Source organism: Roseateles sp. GW821-FHT09B06, from assembly GCF_059418245.1.
The window spans coordinates 1-14,906 of sequence record NZ_JBWKPM010000005.1 but is presented as its reverse complement, the minus strand read 5'-3'; the positions used below and the strand labels follow the sequence as shown (position 1 = coordinate 14,906).

Here is a 14,906-nt window from a genome sequence, read left to right as displayed (position 1 = left end):
TGCGTTTGGCAGCCGGGATCGGGGCGCCGCTTACTCGCTCACCGGCTTGTGGTCCGGATCGATCTGGCTCAGGTCGCGGAGCTTGAAGTTGCCCTTGCCGCGCTGCCCGTTCACGGCCTCGGTGCTCATGGCGAACTGCAGCGTCGCGTAGGCGACCGCATCGCTGTTCAGGTCGAGCGCCTGAGCGTTGTTGTTGGCGTAGCCATCGCAGGCCTGGTGGTAGCAGGGGTCGTAGGGCTGGCCGGCGGTGCCGCCCCACAGGGCCGCCTCGGCGGCCGTCTTGATGCCTTCGGCGCCGGTGAACAGACCGCCCGCCGGGATGCCGGCATTGATGAAGGGGCCGTAGTCCGAGCGGCCGGTGAAGTCGGCGCCCTTGAACGGGATGCCGCGCTCATTGAAGTACAGCTCGAAGATCTTCTCGATCTCTGCCGAGCCGCCGGGGCCGGCGCCTGCGCCGACGCCGTCGGAGTCGTCGCCGTCGTAGATGAAGAACACATGGTTCGGCGAGCCGATCATGTCGAAGTTGAGGTACAGCGCGATCTGCTCCCTCTGCGCTTGCGTCAGGTTGTTGACATAGTAGGTCGAGCCGATCAGTCCTGACTCCTCGGCGCCCCAGAGTGCGAAGCGCAGCTTGTTGCGCGGCTTCACCTTGGCCATCATGCGCGCGGTTTCCAGGACAGCGGCGCTGCCCGAGCCGTTGTCGTTGATGCCCGGCCCGGCGTTCACCGAGTCGAGGTGGGCGCCGACCATCACGACGTTGTTCGCGTCGCCTGCGATCGACTCGGCGATCACGTTGCTGGTGGTCGCGAGGCCGCGGAAGGTCGAGGTCCTGAGCCGCATCACCAGGCCCGGCGTCGTCGCCAGCTGCTGGCCCGTCGCCTGCGTCACCGAGGTGACCGGAATGTTCAGCGCGAAGCCGGCGCCCAGGGTGCCGTTGAGCCCGCCCGGCTCGTTGTTGTAGATGACGACCGCACTGGCACCGGCGTTGTAGGCATTGGTCGCCTTGATGGCGAAGCTGCAGGAGCCGCGCGAGATCAGCGCGATATGGCCGGCCGGGAAGCCGGCGAAGTCGGCAGCATTGCAGCCGCGGACATCGTTCACCGTGCTCACCGCCGCGCTGACGTCGCCGCTGCCCGAGTAGGACATGATGCGGTTCTCGATCGGCCCGGCCGGCGGCGGCGAGAGCTGCTCGAGCAAGCTGGGCGCGAGCGAGATGAAGGTCTGGAACTGGAACTCCTGGATCGTGACGACGTAGCCGGCATCGCGCAACACCTGAGCGGCGTACGCCGCCGATGCGTCGTAGCCGGGCGAGCCGGAGACGCGGGTGCCGTTGTTCGCATCGGCGAAGGCCTGCAGCGCTGCCTGGTGACGGCGCACGCCTTCGAGCGTGACGCATTGCAGCAGCTTCGCGTGGGTGTCGTTGACGCGGTTGTCGCAAGCTGCGTTGTCGGCGCCGAGCGCACGCACGCTGGCGTCGAGCGGGTCCGTGCGCGCATCGCCGGCGTCGTCGCCGCCGCCGCACGAGGCGAGGAAGAACGCGGCGCCAAGCGCCAACGCCGACAGGCCGGTCGAGCGCGGCGCGCCGCGCTTCAGGACGGAAAGCTTCATGGCGCTCCTTTCGCGGGCACTCAAGCCCTTGTCGGTTGTTGACCAACCCGTGGCGCGGGGAAGGATCGCCACGGCCGCTGAGCAGCCGGTAGCCTGCGCCTGAAAGTGCCGATCCGCCACCCCCAGGAACTTGGGGGGACTTGCACGGGGGGGCCGCCCGTGCCCGCGTCGCTCAGCGATTGCGCGGCGCGAGCGGCGTCTCCGGCACCGGGTAGCCGGCCGCGCCGAAGGTCGCGACGATGGCCTTGTGGGTGTCGAAATAGACCTGCCAGTAATGGTCGGTGTGGCAGTAGGGCCGCACGCACAGCATCGGGCCTTCCGGCGTGAAACTCATGATCTCGATGTCCGGTGCCGGCGCGGCCACGACGTTCGGGATCGCGGCGACCACCGGCTTCAGCCGCGCGATCGCGTCCAGCGGGTCCACCGTGTTGGCCACCTTGGCGACGCAGTCGACGCGGCGGTGCGGCAGGGTCGAGTAGTTCTGGATCGTGTCCGAGAAGATCTTGTTGTTGCCGATGATGGTCTGCACATTGTCCGGCGTGATCAGCGTGGTGCCGAACAGGCCGATCTCGTGCACCGTGCCGGTGACGCCGCCGACCTGCACGAAGTCGCCCACCTTGAAGGGCCGCAGCACCTGCATGAATACACCGGCCGCGAAATGCGTCAGCAGGCCGCCCCAGGCGGTGCCGATCGCCAGGCCGGCGCCGGCCAGCAGCGCGGCGAAGGAGGTGGTCTTGATGCCGAAGATGTCCAGGATCGCCAGCACCAGCACGATGTTCAGCAGCACCGTGAGGATGGAGCGCAGGTAGTTGGAGAGGGTCGAATCGACCTTCTTGCCGGCCTCCAGCGCGCGCGTGAACAGGCCGACGGCCAGATTGATAATCCAGCGGCCGATGATCCAGGCCGCCAGCGCGGCCAGCACCTTGAGGCCGAAATCCATGCCCTGGGTGCTCAAGAAAAGCCAGATTGCTTCGGTGTTCATTGACAGTCCTCCTGTGCCCGATCGTTTCAATCCCAAAACCGCGGCGATCATCGCAAAGCCGGTGCCGCTTGCCCATCCCCCCAAATGGCAAGGCCTGGCCCCGGTGTGCTCGCCCGCTGCCCGGCTGCTGCTGCTGGGCAGCTTCCCGAGCGCGGCCTCGCTGGCCGCGCAGCAGTACTACGGCCACCCGCGCAACCAGTTCTGGCCGCTGCTGTCTAGACTCTGGGGTCAGGACTTGCGGGCCCTGGCCTACGAGGACCGGCTGGACTTCGCACGCTCGCGCGGACTGGCGATCTGGGATGTCTACGCCGCCTGCGAGCGCGAAGGCAGCCTGGACAGTGCGATCCGCGCGGCCGAACCGAACGACCTGCTGGGCCTGGCGGCGCAGCTGCCGGCGCTGCAAGCGGTGGCGCATAACGGCGGCGAATCGGCGCGCCACATCAAGGTGACGCAGCGGCTCGGGCTGCCGGTCTACCGCCTGCCGTCCAGCAGCCCGGCCAACGCGGCCTGGTCCTTCGAGCGCAAGCTGGCGGCCTGGCGCGAGGTGTTCGCGCGCCATGGTCTACTTGATCCATGAGCAAGAGAAAAGAACAGTCCAGGAAGCCCGACTGGATCCCGGCCACCCTGAGCGAATACGACGGCGTGCGTTTCCTGCACCTGGACTCGATCTGGGTGCAGGGCGCGATGCGCATCAGGAAGCCCCAGCAGCTGGAGCTGGAATATGTGCAGCGCATGATGGCCTGGATGCTGTGGCGCGAGAGCGCCGCGCTGCGCGAAGGCCAGGCGGTGCAACTGGGCCTGGGCGCGGCTTCGCTGACGCGCTTCTGCCACAAGGTGCTGAAGATGCGCACCACGGCGGTCGAGATCAACCCGACCGTGATCGCGGCCTGCCACAGCTGGTTCCACCTGCCGCAGGACGATGCGCGGCTGAGCGTCGTGAATGCCGATGCCGGCGCCTGGGTGGCCGATCCGGCCAGGCTGCAGAGCGTCGCGGTGCTGAATGTCGACCTCTACGACCATGACGCGGCCTCGCCGGTGCTGGACGATGAGGCCTTCTACGCGGCCTGCCGCGGCGTGCTGGAGGAGGGCGGGCTGATGACCGTCAACCTGTTCGGCCGCGCCGCGAGCTTCGCACGCAGCGCCGCCCGCATTGCCCGGGTGTTCGGCAGCGATCAGGTCTGGAGCCTGGCGCCGACCAAGGAGGGCAACACCATCGTCGTCGCGGCGCGCGGCGTGCAGGTGCCGGAGCGCGAGGAGTTGGAGCGCCGGGCGGCTAATATCGAGTCGCAGTACCTGGGCCACGGTCTGCCGGCGCGCAAATGGCTGCGCCTGGTGCGGCCGCTGCCGATGAGCGTGATCAACCAGCTTCTCGGCGAGTCCCAGCCATGAGCCGTCGGGCCGTTCCCGAGGCGAATTCCGCATTGCGCAGCATGGAGGGTGCCCGATGAGCGCCAGCAGCAAGACCAAGAGTCCCGTCCCCGGCGAGGCGGCCGGCGCGGGCCGGCAGCCCGAGGGCCGGCTCGAATGGCGCCGCCTGCTGCGCTGGATGCAGGAGGACGGGCTGCTCGATGCCGAGCAGGTGCAGCGCATGGAGACGCGCTTCGCCGCCGGCGATTCGGCCCTGCATCCGCTGGTGCGCCTGGGCCATGCGGGCCTGACCCGCGCCGGCAGCAACAAGCCGCTGGACCTGGACCAGCTGACCGAATGGCTGGCCGCGCGCGCCAAGCTGCCCTATCTGCGCATCGATCCGCTGAAGGTCGATGTGGGTCGGGTGTCGGACATCATGTCGGTGGGCTATGCCGAGGCCAAGCGCTGCCTGCCGGTGCAGGTGGGGCTGACCGACGTGACGATCGCCACCTCCGAGCCCTTCGACCGCAGCTGGGTGGCGCAGATCGAGTCGCACACCCGCAAGCCGATCAAGCTGGTGGTGGCCAATCCGTTGGAGATCGCGCGCTACACCACCGAGTTCTTCACCCTGGCGCGCTCGGTGCGCGCCGCCGCCAAGGCCGGCGAGGTGACCCAGGTGGCCAGCTTCGAGCAGCTGGTCGAACTGGGCAAGAACAACAAGCAGCTGGACGCGAACGATCAGGGCGTGGTGCAGGTGGTGGACTGGCTATGGCAATACGCCTTCGACCAGCGCGCCTCGGACATCCACCTCGAGCCGCGCCGCGACATGGGCGTGATCCGTTTCCGCATCGACGGCGTGCTGCACACCGTCTACCAACTGCCTCCTCCGGTGATGAGCGCGATGACCTCGCGCATCAAGCTGCTCGGGCGCATGGACGTGGTGGAGCGGCGCCGGCCGCTGGACGGCCGCATCAAGACGCGCAACCCGGCCGGCGACGAGGTGGAAATGCGCCTGTCGACCCTGCCCACCGCCTTCGGCGAGAAGATGGTGATGCGCATCTTCGACCCCGACACCGCGGTCAAGAATCTCGACCAGCTGGGCTTCTCCGGCCATGACGCCGAGCGCTGGACCCGGCTGACCGCGCAGCCGCACGGCATCATCCTGGTGACCGGCCCGACCGGCAGCGGCAAGACCTCGACGCTGTATTCGACCCTGAAGCGCCTGGCCACCGACGAGGTCAACGTCACGACGATCGAGGACCCGATCGAGATGATCGAGCCGGCCTTCAACCAGACCCAGGTGCAGGCGGCGCTCGACCTCGGTTTCGCCGAGGGCCTGCGCGCGCTGATGCGCCAGGACCCGGACATCATCATGGTGGGTGAGATCCGCGACCTGGAGACCGCCGAGATGGCGATCCAGGCGGCGCTGACCGGCCACCTGGTGTTCTCCACGCTGCACACCAACGACGCGGCCTCGGCGATCACGCGCCTGACCGATCTGGGCGTGCCGCCCTACCTGATCACGGCCACCGTGATCGGCGTGCTGGCCCAGCGCCTGGTGCGCACCTTGTGCCCGGCCTGCAAGCAGCCCGACCCCGCGGTCACGCGTGATTCGCTCAACGACATGCTCAAGCATTGGCGCATGAACGGCGGGGTCAAGCCCTGCAAGCCGGTCGGCTGTCTGGACTGCCGCAACACCGGCTACCGCGGCCGCGCCGGCCTGTTCGAGCTGCTGACCGTCAGCGAGGCGGTCAAGGCCGCGATCCACCCGACGCCCGACATCTCGGCGCTGCGCCGCCAGGCCATGCAGGAAGGGCTGCGGCCGCTGCGCCTGGCCGGCGCGATGAAGGTGGCCGAAGGGCTGACGACGCTGGAAGAGGTGTTGCGCAGCACCCCGCAGTGGGAGGCCTGAGCGGCGCCGAACCGGCAGCTCCCGGCCGGCCTGTCGCGGCAGCGACATAGGCCCGAACTTACGTGGAAACCACACAGCTTAGCCCGCAGGGTGCTGCCTAGAATGCAGCCGGTTCATTAGAGCTTTAAGGGTTCCTCACATGAAGATCAAGAGTCAACGAGACTTCTGGTCGGGGCTGATGTTCTTGGTGGTCGGCCTGGGCTTTGCCTGGGGTGCCACCGAATACAGCTTCGGCTCGTCCGCCCGGCCCGGTCCCGGCTACTTCCCCTTCGGCCTGGGCGTCCTGCTGGCCATCCTGGGCGGTGCGGTGCTGTTCAAGGCGCTGAGCATCGAATCCGAGGGCGGCGATCCGGTGGGCGCGATCGCCTGGCGGCCGCTGATCATCATCGTGGTCGCCGTGGTGCTGTTCGGCCTGGCGCTGCCGCGCTTGGGCATGGCGATCACGCTGCCGCTGCTGGTGATCGTCGCGGCGCTGGCCGGCGACGAGTTCAAGTGGCACGAGGCCCTGCTCAACGCCGTGCTGCTGACGGTGTTCAGCTGGGTGATTTTTATCTGGGGTCTGAAGCTGGTGATTCCGGTCTGGCCTGCGTTCATGGGCGCTGCCTGAGGAGTCATCGATGGATCTGCTGAACAACCTGGCGCTCGGTTTCCAGACCGCGCTGACCCTGACCAACCTGCTGTACGCCTTCGGCGGCGCGATGCTGGGCACCTTGATCGGCGTGCTGCCGGGCCTGGGCCCGGTCGCGACGATCGCGATGCTGCTGCCCTCGATCTATGCGCTGGACGCGACGCCGGCGCTGATCATGCTGGCCGGCATCTACTACGGCGCGCAGTACGGCGGCTCGACCACGGCCATCCTGATCAATGTGCCGGGCGAGTCGAGCTCGGTCGTGACCGCGATCGACGGCTACCAGATGGCGCGCAAGGGCCGTGCCGGCGCCGCGCTCGCGGCCGCCGGTCTGGGCTCCTTCTTCGCCGGCTGCGTCGGCACCGTGATCATCGCGGCCTTCGCGCCGCCGCTGACCGAGCTGGCCTTCAAGTTTGGCCCGGCCGAGTATTTCTCGCTGATGGTGCTGGGCCTGATCGGCGCCGTGGTGCTGGCCTCGGGTTCGCTCTTGAAGGCGATCGGGATGATCGTGCTGGGCCTGCTGATCGGCCAGATCAACACCGACGTGATCTCGGGCACGCCGCGCTTCTCGTTCGAGATCCCGGAGCTGACCGACGGCCTGGGCTTCGTCGTGATCGCGATGGGCGTGTTCGGCTTCGGCGAGATCATCGCCAACCTGGGCAAGCCGGCCGAGCACCGCGAGGTCTTCACCAAGGACGTCAAGGGCCTGTGGCCCACCAAGCAGGACTTCCATGACGCCTGGCCGGCCGTGCTGCGCGGCACCTCGCTGGGTTCGATCCTGGGCGTGCTGCCTGGCGGCGGCGCGCTGCTGGCCTCGTTCGCGGCCTACACGCTGGAGAAGAAGGTCGCAAAGGACCCCAGCCAGTTCGGCAAGGGCGCGATCCAGGGCGTGGCCGGTCCCGAGTCGGCCAACAACGCCGGCGCGCAGACCAGCTTCATCCCGATGCTGACCCTGGGCATCCCGCCGAACGCGGTGATGGCGCTGATGGTCGGCGCGATGACGATCAAGGGCATCCAGCCCGGCCCGCAGGTGATGACCAGCAACCCCGAGCTGTTCTGGGGCCTGATCGCGTCGATGTGGATCGGCAACCTGATGCTGGTGATCCTGAACCTGCCGCTGATCGGCATCTGGATCAAGCTGCTGACCGTGCCCTACCGCTTCCTGTTCCCGGCCATCGTGACCTTCTGCTGCATCGGCAGCTACACGCTGAACAACAACAGCTTCGACGTCTACATGACGGCCGTGTTCGCGGTGATCGGCTATCTGTTCTACAAGCTGAGCTGCGAACCGGCGCCGCTGCTGCTGGGCTTCATCCTGGGCCCGATGATGGAGGAGAACCTGCGCCGCGCGCTGCTGCTGTCGCGCGGCGACTGGACCACCTTCATGACGCGCCCGCTGTCGGCCGGTCTGCTGATCGCCGCCGCGCTGATGGTGGTGATCGTGATGCTGCCCTCGATCAAGAGCAAACGCGCAGAGGCGTTCAAAGAGGAAGACTAGTCCTTCCCGTGGCCTCGCCGAACCAGCCCGCAGCCCGCAAGGTCTGCGGGTTTTTTCTTGCTGTTTCGCGGCCTCGCGCTGGGGTTTCCTCGGGCCTGCGGTGTCGGATGCTTTGTGTACAAAGCGGGCAGGGGGTGTCGCGTCCGTAGATCGCACAAGCCTCACCGACAACACGGCGCATCCAAGCGTCTGGCGGAGACAAGCGCGCGATGCAGGTACTGCAGGTCCTGATTGGCGGGGTGGCCCAAGGCTGTATCTATGGCCTGATCGCGCTGGGCTTCGTGCTGATCTACAAGGCCACCGAGACGGTCAGCTTCGCCCAGGGTGATCTGATGATGCTGGGCGCCTTCCTGGGCCTGGCGCTCCTGAGTGCCGCGGGCCTGCCGTTCTGGCTGACGATTCCCTGCGTGATCCTGGCGATGGCGGCCTTCGGCATGGGGCTGGAGCGCGTCGTGATCGGCCCGATCCTGGGCCAGCCGGCCTTCGCGATCGTGATGCTCACGATCGGCATCGGCTATGTGGCGCGCGGCGCGATCACGATGATCCCCGGCATCGGCACCGAGACCCATGCGCTGGAGCTGCCGTATCGCGGCGCGCTGCTGCAGCTAGGCGGCGTGGTGCTGGCGGTGGAGCAACTGGTGGTGATCGCGGTGACGGGGCTCTTGTGCGGGCTGCTCTACCTGCTGTTCCGCTACAGCAAGGTGGGCATCGCGATGCAGGCCAGCTCGCAGAACCAGCTGGCGGCCTATTACATGGGCATTCCGGTCAAGCGGCTCAACGGCCTGGTGTGGGGCCTGGCCGCGGCGGTGGCAGCGATCGCCGGCTTCTTGCTGGCGCCGATCACCTTCGTGCACGCGAACATGGGCCTGATCGGCCTGAAGGCCTTTCCGGCCGCGGTGGTGGGCGGCTTCGGCAGCCTGCCCGGCGCGATCGTCGGCGGGGTGCTGATCGGCGTGGTCGAGGCGCTGGCGGGCTTCTACCTGCCCGAGGGCGTCAAGGACGTGACGCCCTATGTGGCGGTGCTGCTGATGCTGATGCTCAGGCCCAACGGGCTGTTCGGCGAGCAGCTGCGCAAGAAAGTCTGACGGGCCGGCCGCGATGCGCTTCATCTTCAAGACCAGCTACGACCAGGACATCGATCTCGCCAAGCATGGCGGGCAGCGCTTCTGGTATGGCCTGCTGCTGCTGGCGCTGGCCGCGGCGCCCCGGCTGCTGGACGAGTACTGGCTGGCCCAGCTGACCTTCGTGCTGATCTACGGCGTGGTCGGCCTGGGGCTGATGCTGCTGGCCGGCTTCACCGGCCTGTTCTCGATCGGCCATGCGGCCTTCCTGGGCGTCGGCGCCTACACGCAGGCGGTGCTGGCGGGCCATGGCTGGCCGTTTCCGCTGTCGATCGCGGCGGCGGCGCTGCTGTCGGCCCTGGTCGGTGCGGTGGTGGGGCTGCCGGCGCTGCGGGTCAAGGGCATCTATCTGGGCATCGCGACGCTGTCCTTCGGCTTCATCGTCGAGGAGGGGCTGGCGCGCTGGGAGAGCGTGACCGGCGGCAATGCCGGCAAGATGGTCGCTCAGCTGCAGGCCTTCGACTGGACGATCGAGAGCGCCGAGGGCTTCTATTTCGTCTGCCTGGTGATCACCGTGGGCTGCACCTTGGCGGTGCTGAACCTGCTGCGCGCGCCGACCGGGCGGGCCTTTGTCGCGATCCGCGATTCGGAGATCTCGGCGCAGAGCATGGGCATCCACCTGGCCTATTACAAGACGCTGAGCTTCGCGCTGTCGGCCGCGCTGGCCGGCATCGGCGGGGCCCTGTATGCGCACAAGATCCGCTTCCTGTCGCCGGACCAGTTCGGCATCCTGCAGAGCATCGACCTGCTGCTGATGGTGGTGATCGGCGGCCTGGGTTCGGTGCACGGTGCCTTCCTGGGCGCGATCTTCCTGATCACGATGCCGCAGCTGATCGCGCTGGTGAAGGACGGCCTGCCGCCGGCGATCGGCCAGGCGCCGGGGCTGCAGGGCGCGGTCTACGGCCTGGTCCTGATCGCCTTCGTGCTGTTCGAACCGCTGGGCCTGTACGGCCGCTGGCTGAAGGCGCGCACCTGGCTGCAGCTGTTTCCCTTCTACCGCCGCGGCCTGTTCAAGCGGCAGAAGGCCTTCCAGAAGTCGGACCGGCTGAAATGAGCGGCGAGATCCTGCTGTCGGCCCGGAACCTGAGCGTGCGCTTCGGCGGCGTGCTGGCGGTCAACGAGGTGTCGTTCGACGTGCGCCGCGGCGAGGTGTTCACGCTGATCGGCCCGAACGGCGCCGGCAAGACCACGGTGTTCAACCTGATCAGCCGCATCTATACGCCGACCAGCGGCCACATCGCCTATCTGGGCCAGCCGCTGAGCAGCGTGGCGCCGCACCGCGTCGCCGGCCTGGGGATCGCGCGCACCTTCCAGAACATCGAGCTGTTCGAGCATGCGACGGTGCTGCAGAACCTCCTGATCGGCCGCCATATCCGCCATCCGCGCCGGCTCTGGTCCGAGCTGATGTTCCTGCCCGCGGTGCGCGAGGCCGAGCGCCGCACGCGGCACAAGGTGGAGGAGGTGATCGACTTCCTGGACCTGCAGCATTACCGCGACACCATGGTGGCGGGCCTGCCCTATGGCGTGCGCAAGGTCGTCGAGCTGGCGCGGGCGCTGGCGATGGAGCCCCGGCTCTTGCTGCTGGACGAGCCCTCGTCGGGGCTGAACGTCGAGGAGACCGGCGACATGGCCTTCTGGATCCAGGACATCAAGAACGATCTGGGCATCACGGTGCTGATGGTGGAGCACGACATGAGCCTGGTCAGCAAGGTGTCGGACCGGGTGCTGGCGATGAACCAGGGCGAGGTGCTTGCCCTGGGCACGCCGGCCGAGGTGCAGGCGCATCCGGGCGTGATCGAGGCCTATCTTGGCAGCGCCGACGACGCCTCCTCGCTGCGGAGGGCGCGGGCATGAGCGCCGAGGCGGTGCTGAAGCTCAGCAATGTCGAGAGCGCCTATGGCCCGATCAAGGCCATACGCGGCATCAGCCTGACGGTGCGACAGGGCGAGATCGCCACCGTGCTGGGCTCCAACGGCGCGGGCAAGACGACGATCCTGAAGACCATCTCGGGCATCCTGGACCCGCGCCGCGGCGCGGTGGAGTTCCGGGGCGAGGACATCACGGCCCTGGACCCGGCGCTGATCGTGCAGCGCGGGCTGAGCCATGTGCCCGAGGGGCGCGAGGTGTTCCCGCTGCTGTCGGTGCGCGACAACCTGCTGATGGGCGCCTACACGCGGCACGACCGCGACGGCGTGGCGCGCGATGTCGAGGGGGTGTTCGGCTATTTCCCGATCCTGCGCGAGCGCGCGCTGCAGCCGGCGGGGCTGCTGTCGGGCGGGCAGCAGCAGATGCTGGCGATTTCCCGCGCGCTGATGGCGGCGCCGGCGCTGATCCTGCTGGACGAGCCCAGCCTGGGCCTCTCGCCGAAGCTGACCAAGGAGATCTTCGAGATCGTCGTGCGCATCAACCGCGAGCGCGGCACCACCATCCTGCTGGTGGAGCAGAACGCGAACATGGCGCTGAACGCCGCCGACTACGGCTATGTGCTGGAGAACGGCCGCGTCGTGATGGAGGATGCTTGCGAGCGCCTGCGCGAGAAGGAGGACATCAAGGAGTTCTACCTGGGCATGCAGGCCTCGGGCGCGCGCGGCGAGCGGCGCTGGAAGAAAAAGAAGACCTGGCGATGAGCAATCTGTGGGATGCCCAGACCGCGGTGCCGCCGAATCCGACGGACATCCCGGGCGAGACCCTGCCGGCGGTGTTCTGGAACGCCTGCGAGCGGCGCGGCGACAAGGTCTTTCTGCGCGAGAAGAAGCTGGGCCTGTGGCGCAGCTGGAGCTGGAGCGAGACCGGCGCGGCGGTGCGCGAGATCGCGATGGGGCTGGCGGCCCTGGGGCTGGCGCCGGGCGACTGCGCGGCCATCCTGTCCAACACGCGGCTGGAATGGGTGCTGGCCGATCTGGCGATCCTGAGCGCCGGCGGCGTGACCAATGGCGTCTACCCGACCGATTCGGCCGAGCAGCTGCAGTACCTGAGCGCCGATTCGTCGACGCGGCTGCTGTTCGTCGAGGACGAGGAGCAGCTCGACAAGGCGCTGGAGGTGCGCGCCGCGCTGCCGCTGCTGCGCCATATCGTCGTGTTCGACATGGCCGGGCTGCAGCGTTTCGACGATCCGATGGTGCTGAGCCTGGACGCGCTGCGCGAGCGGGGGCGGGCGCATGACGCGGCGCATGCGGGCCTGTTCGAGCAGCGCGTCTGCAGCCGCCAGCCGGGCGATCTGGCCATCCTGGTCTATACCTCGGGCACGACCGGCAAGCCGAAGGGCGCGATGCACAGCCATGCCGGGCTGGTCTACAGCATGCGCCAGGCGGTGGCCGGGCTGCCGCAGGACGAGCGCGACGAACGCATGTGCTTTCTGCCGCTGTGCCATATCGCCGAGCGCATGGTGGGCGCCTATGCCTCGCTGTATGCGGGGGCGGTGCTGAATTTCGTCGAAAACCCCGACACGGTGGCCGAGAACGTGCGCGAGATCGCGCCGACCATCTTCTTCGCGGTGCCGCGCGTCTGGGAGAAGTTCTATTCGGCGGTGGCGATCGCGATCAAGGAGGCCTCGCCGCTGCAGCAGTTCGTCTACCGCTGGGCCCTGGGCGTCGGCGGCCGGGTGGTGGACAGGGTGCTGGCGCGCGAGCCGGTGGACGCGGGCCTGAAGCTGCGCTTCGCGCTGGCGCGCCGGCTGGCGCTGGACAATGTGCGCAAGCTGATCGGCATCCACCGCTGCCGGGCGCTGCTGACCGGCGCGGCGCCGATCTCGCCGGAGCTGATCCGCTGGTATTTGTCGCTGGGCGTGCCGATGCTGGAGGGCTGGGCACAGACCGAGAGCTGCGCGCTGGGCACGATTACGCGGGCCGACGCGATGCGGCCGGGCACGATTGGCGTGGCGGCCGATGGCGTCGAGGTCAAGGTCGATCCCGGCACCGGCGAGCTGCTGCTGCGCGGGCGCAATGTCTTCATGGGCTATCTGAACCAGCCGGAGAAGACGGCCGAGACCATCACGAGCGAGGGCTGGCTGCGCACCGGCGACGTGGGCTCGGTGGATGCCGACGGCTATTTCCGCATCACCGACCGAATGAAGGACATCATCATCACGGCCGGTGGCAAGAACGTCACGCCCAGCGAACTGGAGAACGAGCTGAAGTTCTCGCCCTACATCACCGATGCGGTGGTGATCGGCGACCGCCGGCCCTACCTGACCGCGCTGGTGATGATCGACCAGGAGAACGTCGAGAAATTCGCGCAGGACAATGACGTGCCCTTCTCCAACTACGCCAGCCTGACCCGGGCGCGCGCGGTGCAGGAGCTGATCGGCGGCGAGGTCGAGCGGGTCAACAAGAAATTCGCCCGGGTCGAGCAGATCAAGCAGTTCCGCCTGCTCGAAACCCAGCTGGGCGCCGAGGACGAGGAGCTGACGCCGACCATGAAGCTCAAGCGTTCCTTTGTGCAGAAGAAATATGCCGAACTGATCGAATCCATGTACCGCACCGGCGGCTGACACCGGCAAACCAAGGAGACAACCATGAAGCACAGCCTCATTGCATTGGCCTTGTTGACGGGCCTGGGCGCCCAGGCCCAGTCCGCCCAGGGGGTGACGAAGACCGAGATCGTCGTCGGCTCGATCCAGGATTTCTCCGGGCCGCTGGCGGGCTATGGCAAGCAGGTGCGCTTCGGCATGCAATTGCGCGTCGACGAGCTCAACGAGCAGGGCGGCGTGCAGGGGCGGCGCATCGCGCTGAAGTTCGAGGATTCCGGCTACGACCCCAAGCGCGCGGTGCTGGCGGCGCAGAAGCTCGTCAACCAGGACAAGATCTTCATCATGGCCGGCCATATCGGCACGGCGCAGAACCTGGCGGCGATGCCGGTGCAGTTCGAGAAGAACGTGATCAACTTCTGGCCGCTGACCGCGGCGCGCGAGATGTACGAGCCCTTCCACAAGCTCAAGTATTCGTTCGCCGTGCCCTATTACGAGCAGATCCGCGTGATGCTGCCGCGGCTGGTGAAGGAGAAGGGCGCCAAGAAGGTCTGCGCCCATTACCAGGACGACGACTTCGGCCTGGAGGTGCTGAAGGGCGCCGAGGCCGGGCTCAAGGGCATCAATATGGAACTGGCCGAGAAGACCAGCTTCAAGCGCGGCGCCACCGAGTTTTCCTCGCAGGTGGCGCGGTTGAAGGCCGCGAACTGCGACCTGGTTGTGCTGGGCACCATCATCCGCGAAACCATCGGCAGTATCGGTGAGGCGCGCAAGACCGGCTTCAATCCGGTTTTTCTGGGCTCCAGCGCGGCCTATACCGACCTGATCCACAAGCTGGGCGGCAAGCCGATGGATGGCTTCTATGCGGCGATGGCCACCCAGCATCCCTACCTGGACGAGGCCTCGCAGCCGATCCGCTTCTGGGCCACCAAGTACAAGACCAAGTTCAATGAGGACCCAACCGTGTTCTCCGCCTATGGCTACGCCATCATCGACGGCTTCATCCGTGTGGCGCAGAAGGTCGGCCCGAACCTGACGACCGACAGCTTCATCAAGGCCATGGACGGCATGAACTTCCCGCCGGATATCTTCGGCAGCGCGGAGGCCAGCTATAGCGCTACCAAACGCCTGGGCAGCAATGCCTCGCGGCTGTCGCAGATCCAGGATGGGCGCTGGAAGGTGGTGTCGGAATACGTCGGCCAGTAAGTCGACCCGACAAAACGGGGCGCGCGGAAAAAATCCGCGCCTTCTTGTTTGCAGCCCGAATTTCTTGTGCTACAGTCGTGGGCTTCGCTGATCACAGCGGCTCGCAAGAGCGGCAGGTGGTGAGTGAAGGGAAGCGAAA

Annotated in this window: 13 protein-coding genes; 11 read left to right on the top strand and 2 right to left on the bottom strand. The window is 67.5% G+C overall.

The features are described 5' to 3' along the window. Positions 1 to 30 precede the first annotated feature (30 nt). On the bottom strand, positions 31 to 1,608 hold the full coding sequence (locus AC07OQ_RS06020; protein WP_495052194.1) for a M28 family metallopeptidase: 1,578 nt from the start codon (positions 1,606 to 1,608) through the stop codon (positions 31 to 33). A 172-nt stretch (positions 1,609 to 1,780) separates the two neighbouring features. Next, a complete protein-coding gene (locus AC07OQ_RS06015; RefSeq protein WP_495052193.1) occupies positions 1,781 to 2,590 on the bottom strand; it encodes a mechanosensitive ion channel family protein in 810 nt (269 codons plus the stop codon). A gap of 61 nt (positions 2,591 to 2,651) precedes the next feature. On the opposite strand from AC07OQ_RS06015, the gene AC07OQ_RS06010 reads away from it, so the two are divergent. The 11 genes from AC07OQ_RS06010 (at position 2,652) to AC07OQ_RS05960 (ending at position 14,767) form a co-directional block, all read left to right on the top strand. Further along, positions 2,652 to 3,167, top strand: a complete 516-nt coding sequence (locus tag AC07OQ_RS06010) for a DNA-deoxyinosine glycosylase (RefSeq protein ID WP_495052192.1) — start codon at positions 2,652 to 2,654, stop codon at positions 3,165 to 3,167. Then, on the top strand, positions 3,164 to 3,979 hold the full coding sequence (locus AC07OQ_RS06005; protein WP_495052191.1) for a class I SAM-dependent methyltransferase: 816 nt from the start codon (positions 3,164 to 3,166) through the stop codon (positions 3,977 to 3,979). The genes AC07OQ_RS06010 and AC07OQ_RS06005 overlap by 4 nt, the downstream gene beginning before the upstream one ends. Positions 3,980 to 4,034: 55 nt before the next feature. Next, on the top strand, positions 4,035 to 5,849 hold the full coding sequence (tfpB, locus tag AC07OQ_RS06000) for a type IV pilus assembly ATPase TfpB (protein ID WP_495052190.1): 1,815 nt from the start codon (positions 4,035 to 4,037) through the stop codon (positions 5,847 to 5,849). 139 nt (positions 5,850 to 5,988) lie between these two features. Further along, positions 5,989 to 6,456 (top strand): tripartite tricarboxylate transporter TctB family protein, encoded by a 468-nt coding sequence (locus AC07OQ_RS05995; protein WP_495052189.1) that lies wholly within the window; start codon positions 5,989 to 5,991, stop codon positions 6,454 to 6,456. 10 nt (positions 6,457 to 6,466) lie between these two features. Further along, a complete protein-coding gene (locus tag AC07OQ_RS05990) occupies positions 6,467 to 7,975 on the top strand; it encodes a tripartite tricarboxylate transporter permease (protein WP_495052188.1) in 1,509 nt (502 codons plus the stop codon). A gap of 209 nt (positions 7,976 to 8,184) precedes the next feature. Beyond that, positions 8,185 to 9,060, top strand: a complete 876-nt coding sequence (locus tag AC07OQ_RS05985) for a branched-chain amino acid ABC transporter permease (RefSeq protein ID WP_495052187.1) — start codon at positions 8,185 to 8,187, stop codon at positions 9,058 to 9,060. 13 nt (positions 9,061 to 9,073) lie between these two features. Next, positions 9,074 to 10,150 carry a branched-chain amino acid ABC transporter permease gene (locus tag AC07OQ_RS05980; protein ID WP_495052186.1) on the top strand — a complete coding sequence of 359 codons (1,077 nt, stop codon included), beginning with the start codon at positions 9,074 to 9,076 and terminating at the stop codon, positions 10,148 to 10,150. Further along, on the top strand, positions 10,147 to 10,950 hold the full coding sequence (locus tag AC07OQ_RS05975; RefSeq protein WP_495052185.1) for an ABC transporter ATP-binding protein: 804 nt from the start codon (positions 10,147 to 10,149) through the stop codon (positions 10,948 to 10,950). The genes AC07OQ_RS05980 and AC07OQ_RS05975 overlap by 4 nt, the downstream gene beginning before the upstream one ends. Continuing rightward, complete coding sequence (locus AC07OQ_RS05970; protein ID WP_495052184.1) at positions 10,947 to 11,723, top strand: ABC transporter ATP-binding protein; 777 nt, start codon at positions 10,947 to 10,949, stop codon at positions 11,721 to 11,723. The genes AC07OQ_RS05975 and AC07OQ_RS05970 overlap by 4 nt, the downstream gene beginning before the upstream one ends. Then, entirely contained in the window at positions 11,720 to 13,585 is a 1,866-nt protein-coding gene (locus AC07OQ_RS05965) for an AMP-dependent synthetase/ligase (protein ID WP_495052183.1), read from the top strand. The genes AC07OQ_RS05970 and AC07OQ_RS05965 overlap by 4 nt, the downstream gene beginning before the upstream one ends. A 24-nt stretch (positions 13,586 to 13,609) precedes the next feature. Then, positions 13,610 to 14,767 carry an ABC transporter substrate-binding protein gene (locus tag AC07OQ_RS05960; protein WP_495052182.1) on the top strand — a complete coding sequence of 386 codons (1,158 nt, stop codon included), beginning with the start codon at positions 13,610 to 13,612 and terminating at the stop codon, positions 14,765 to 14,767. The last annotated feature ends 139 nt before the right edge of the window (positions 14,768 to 14,906 follow it).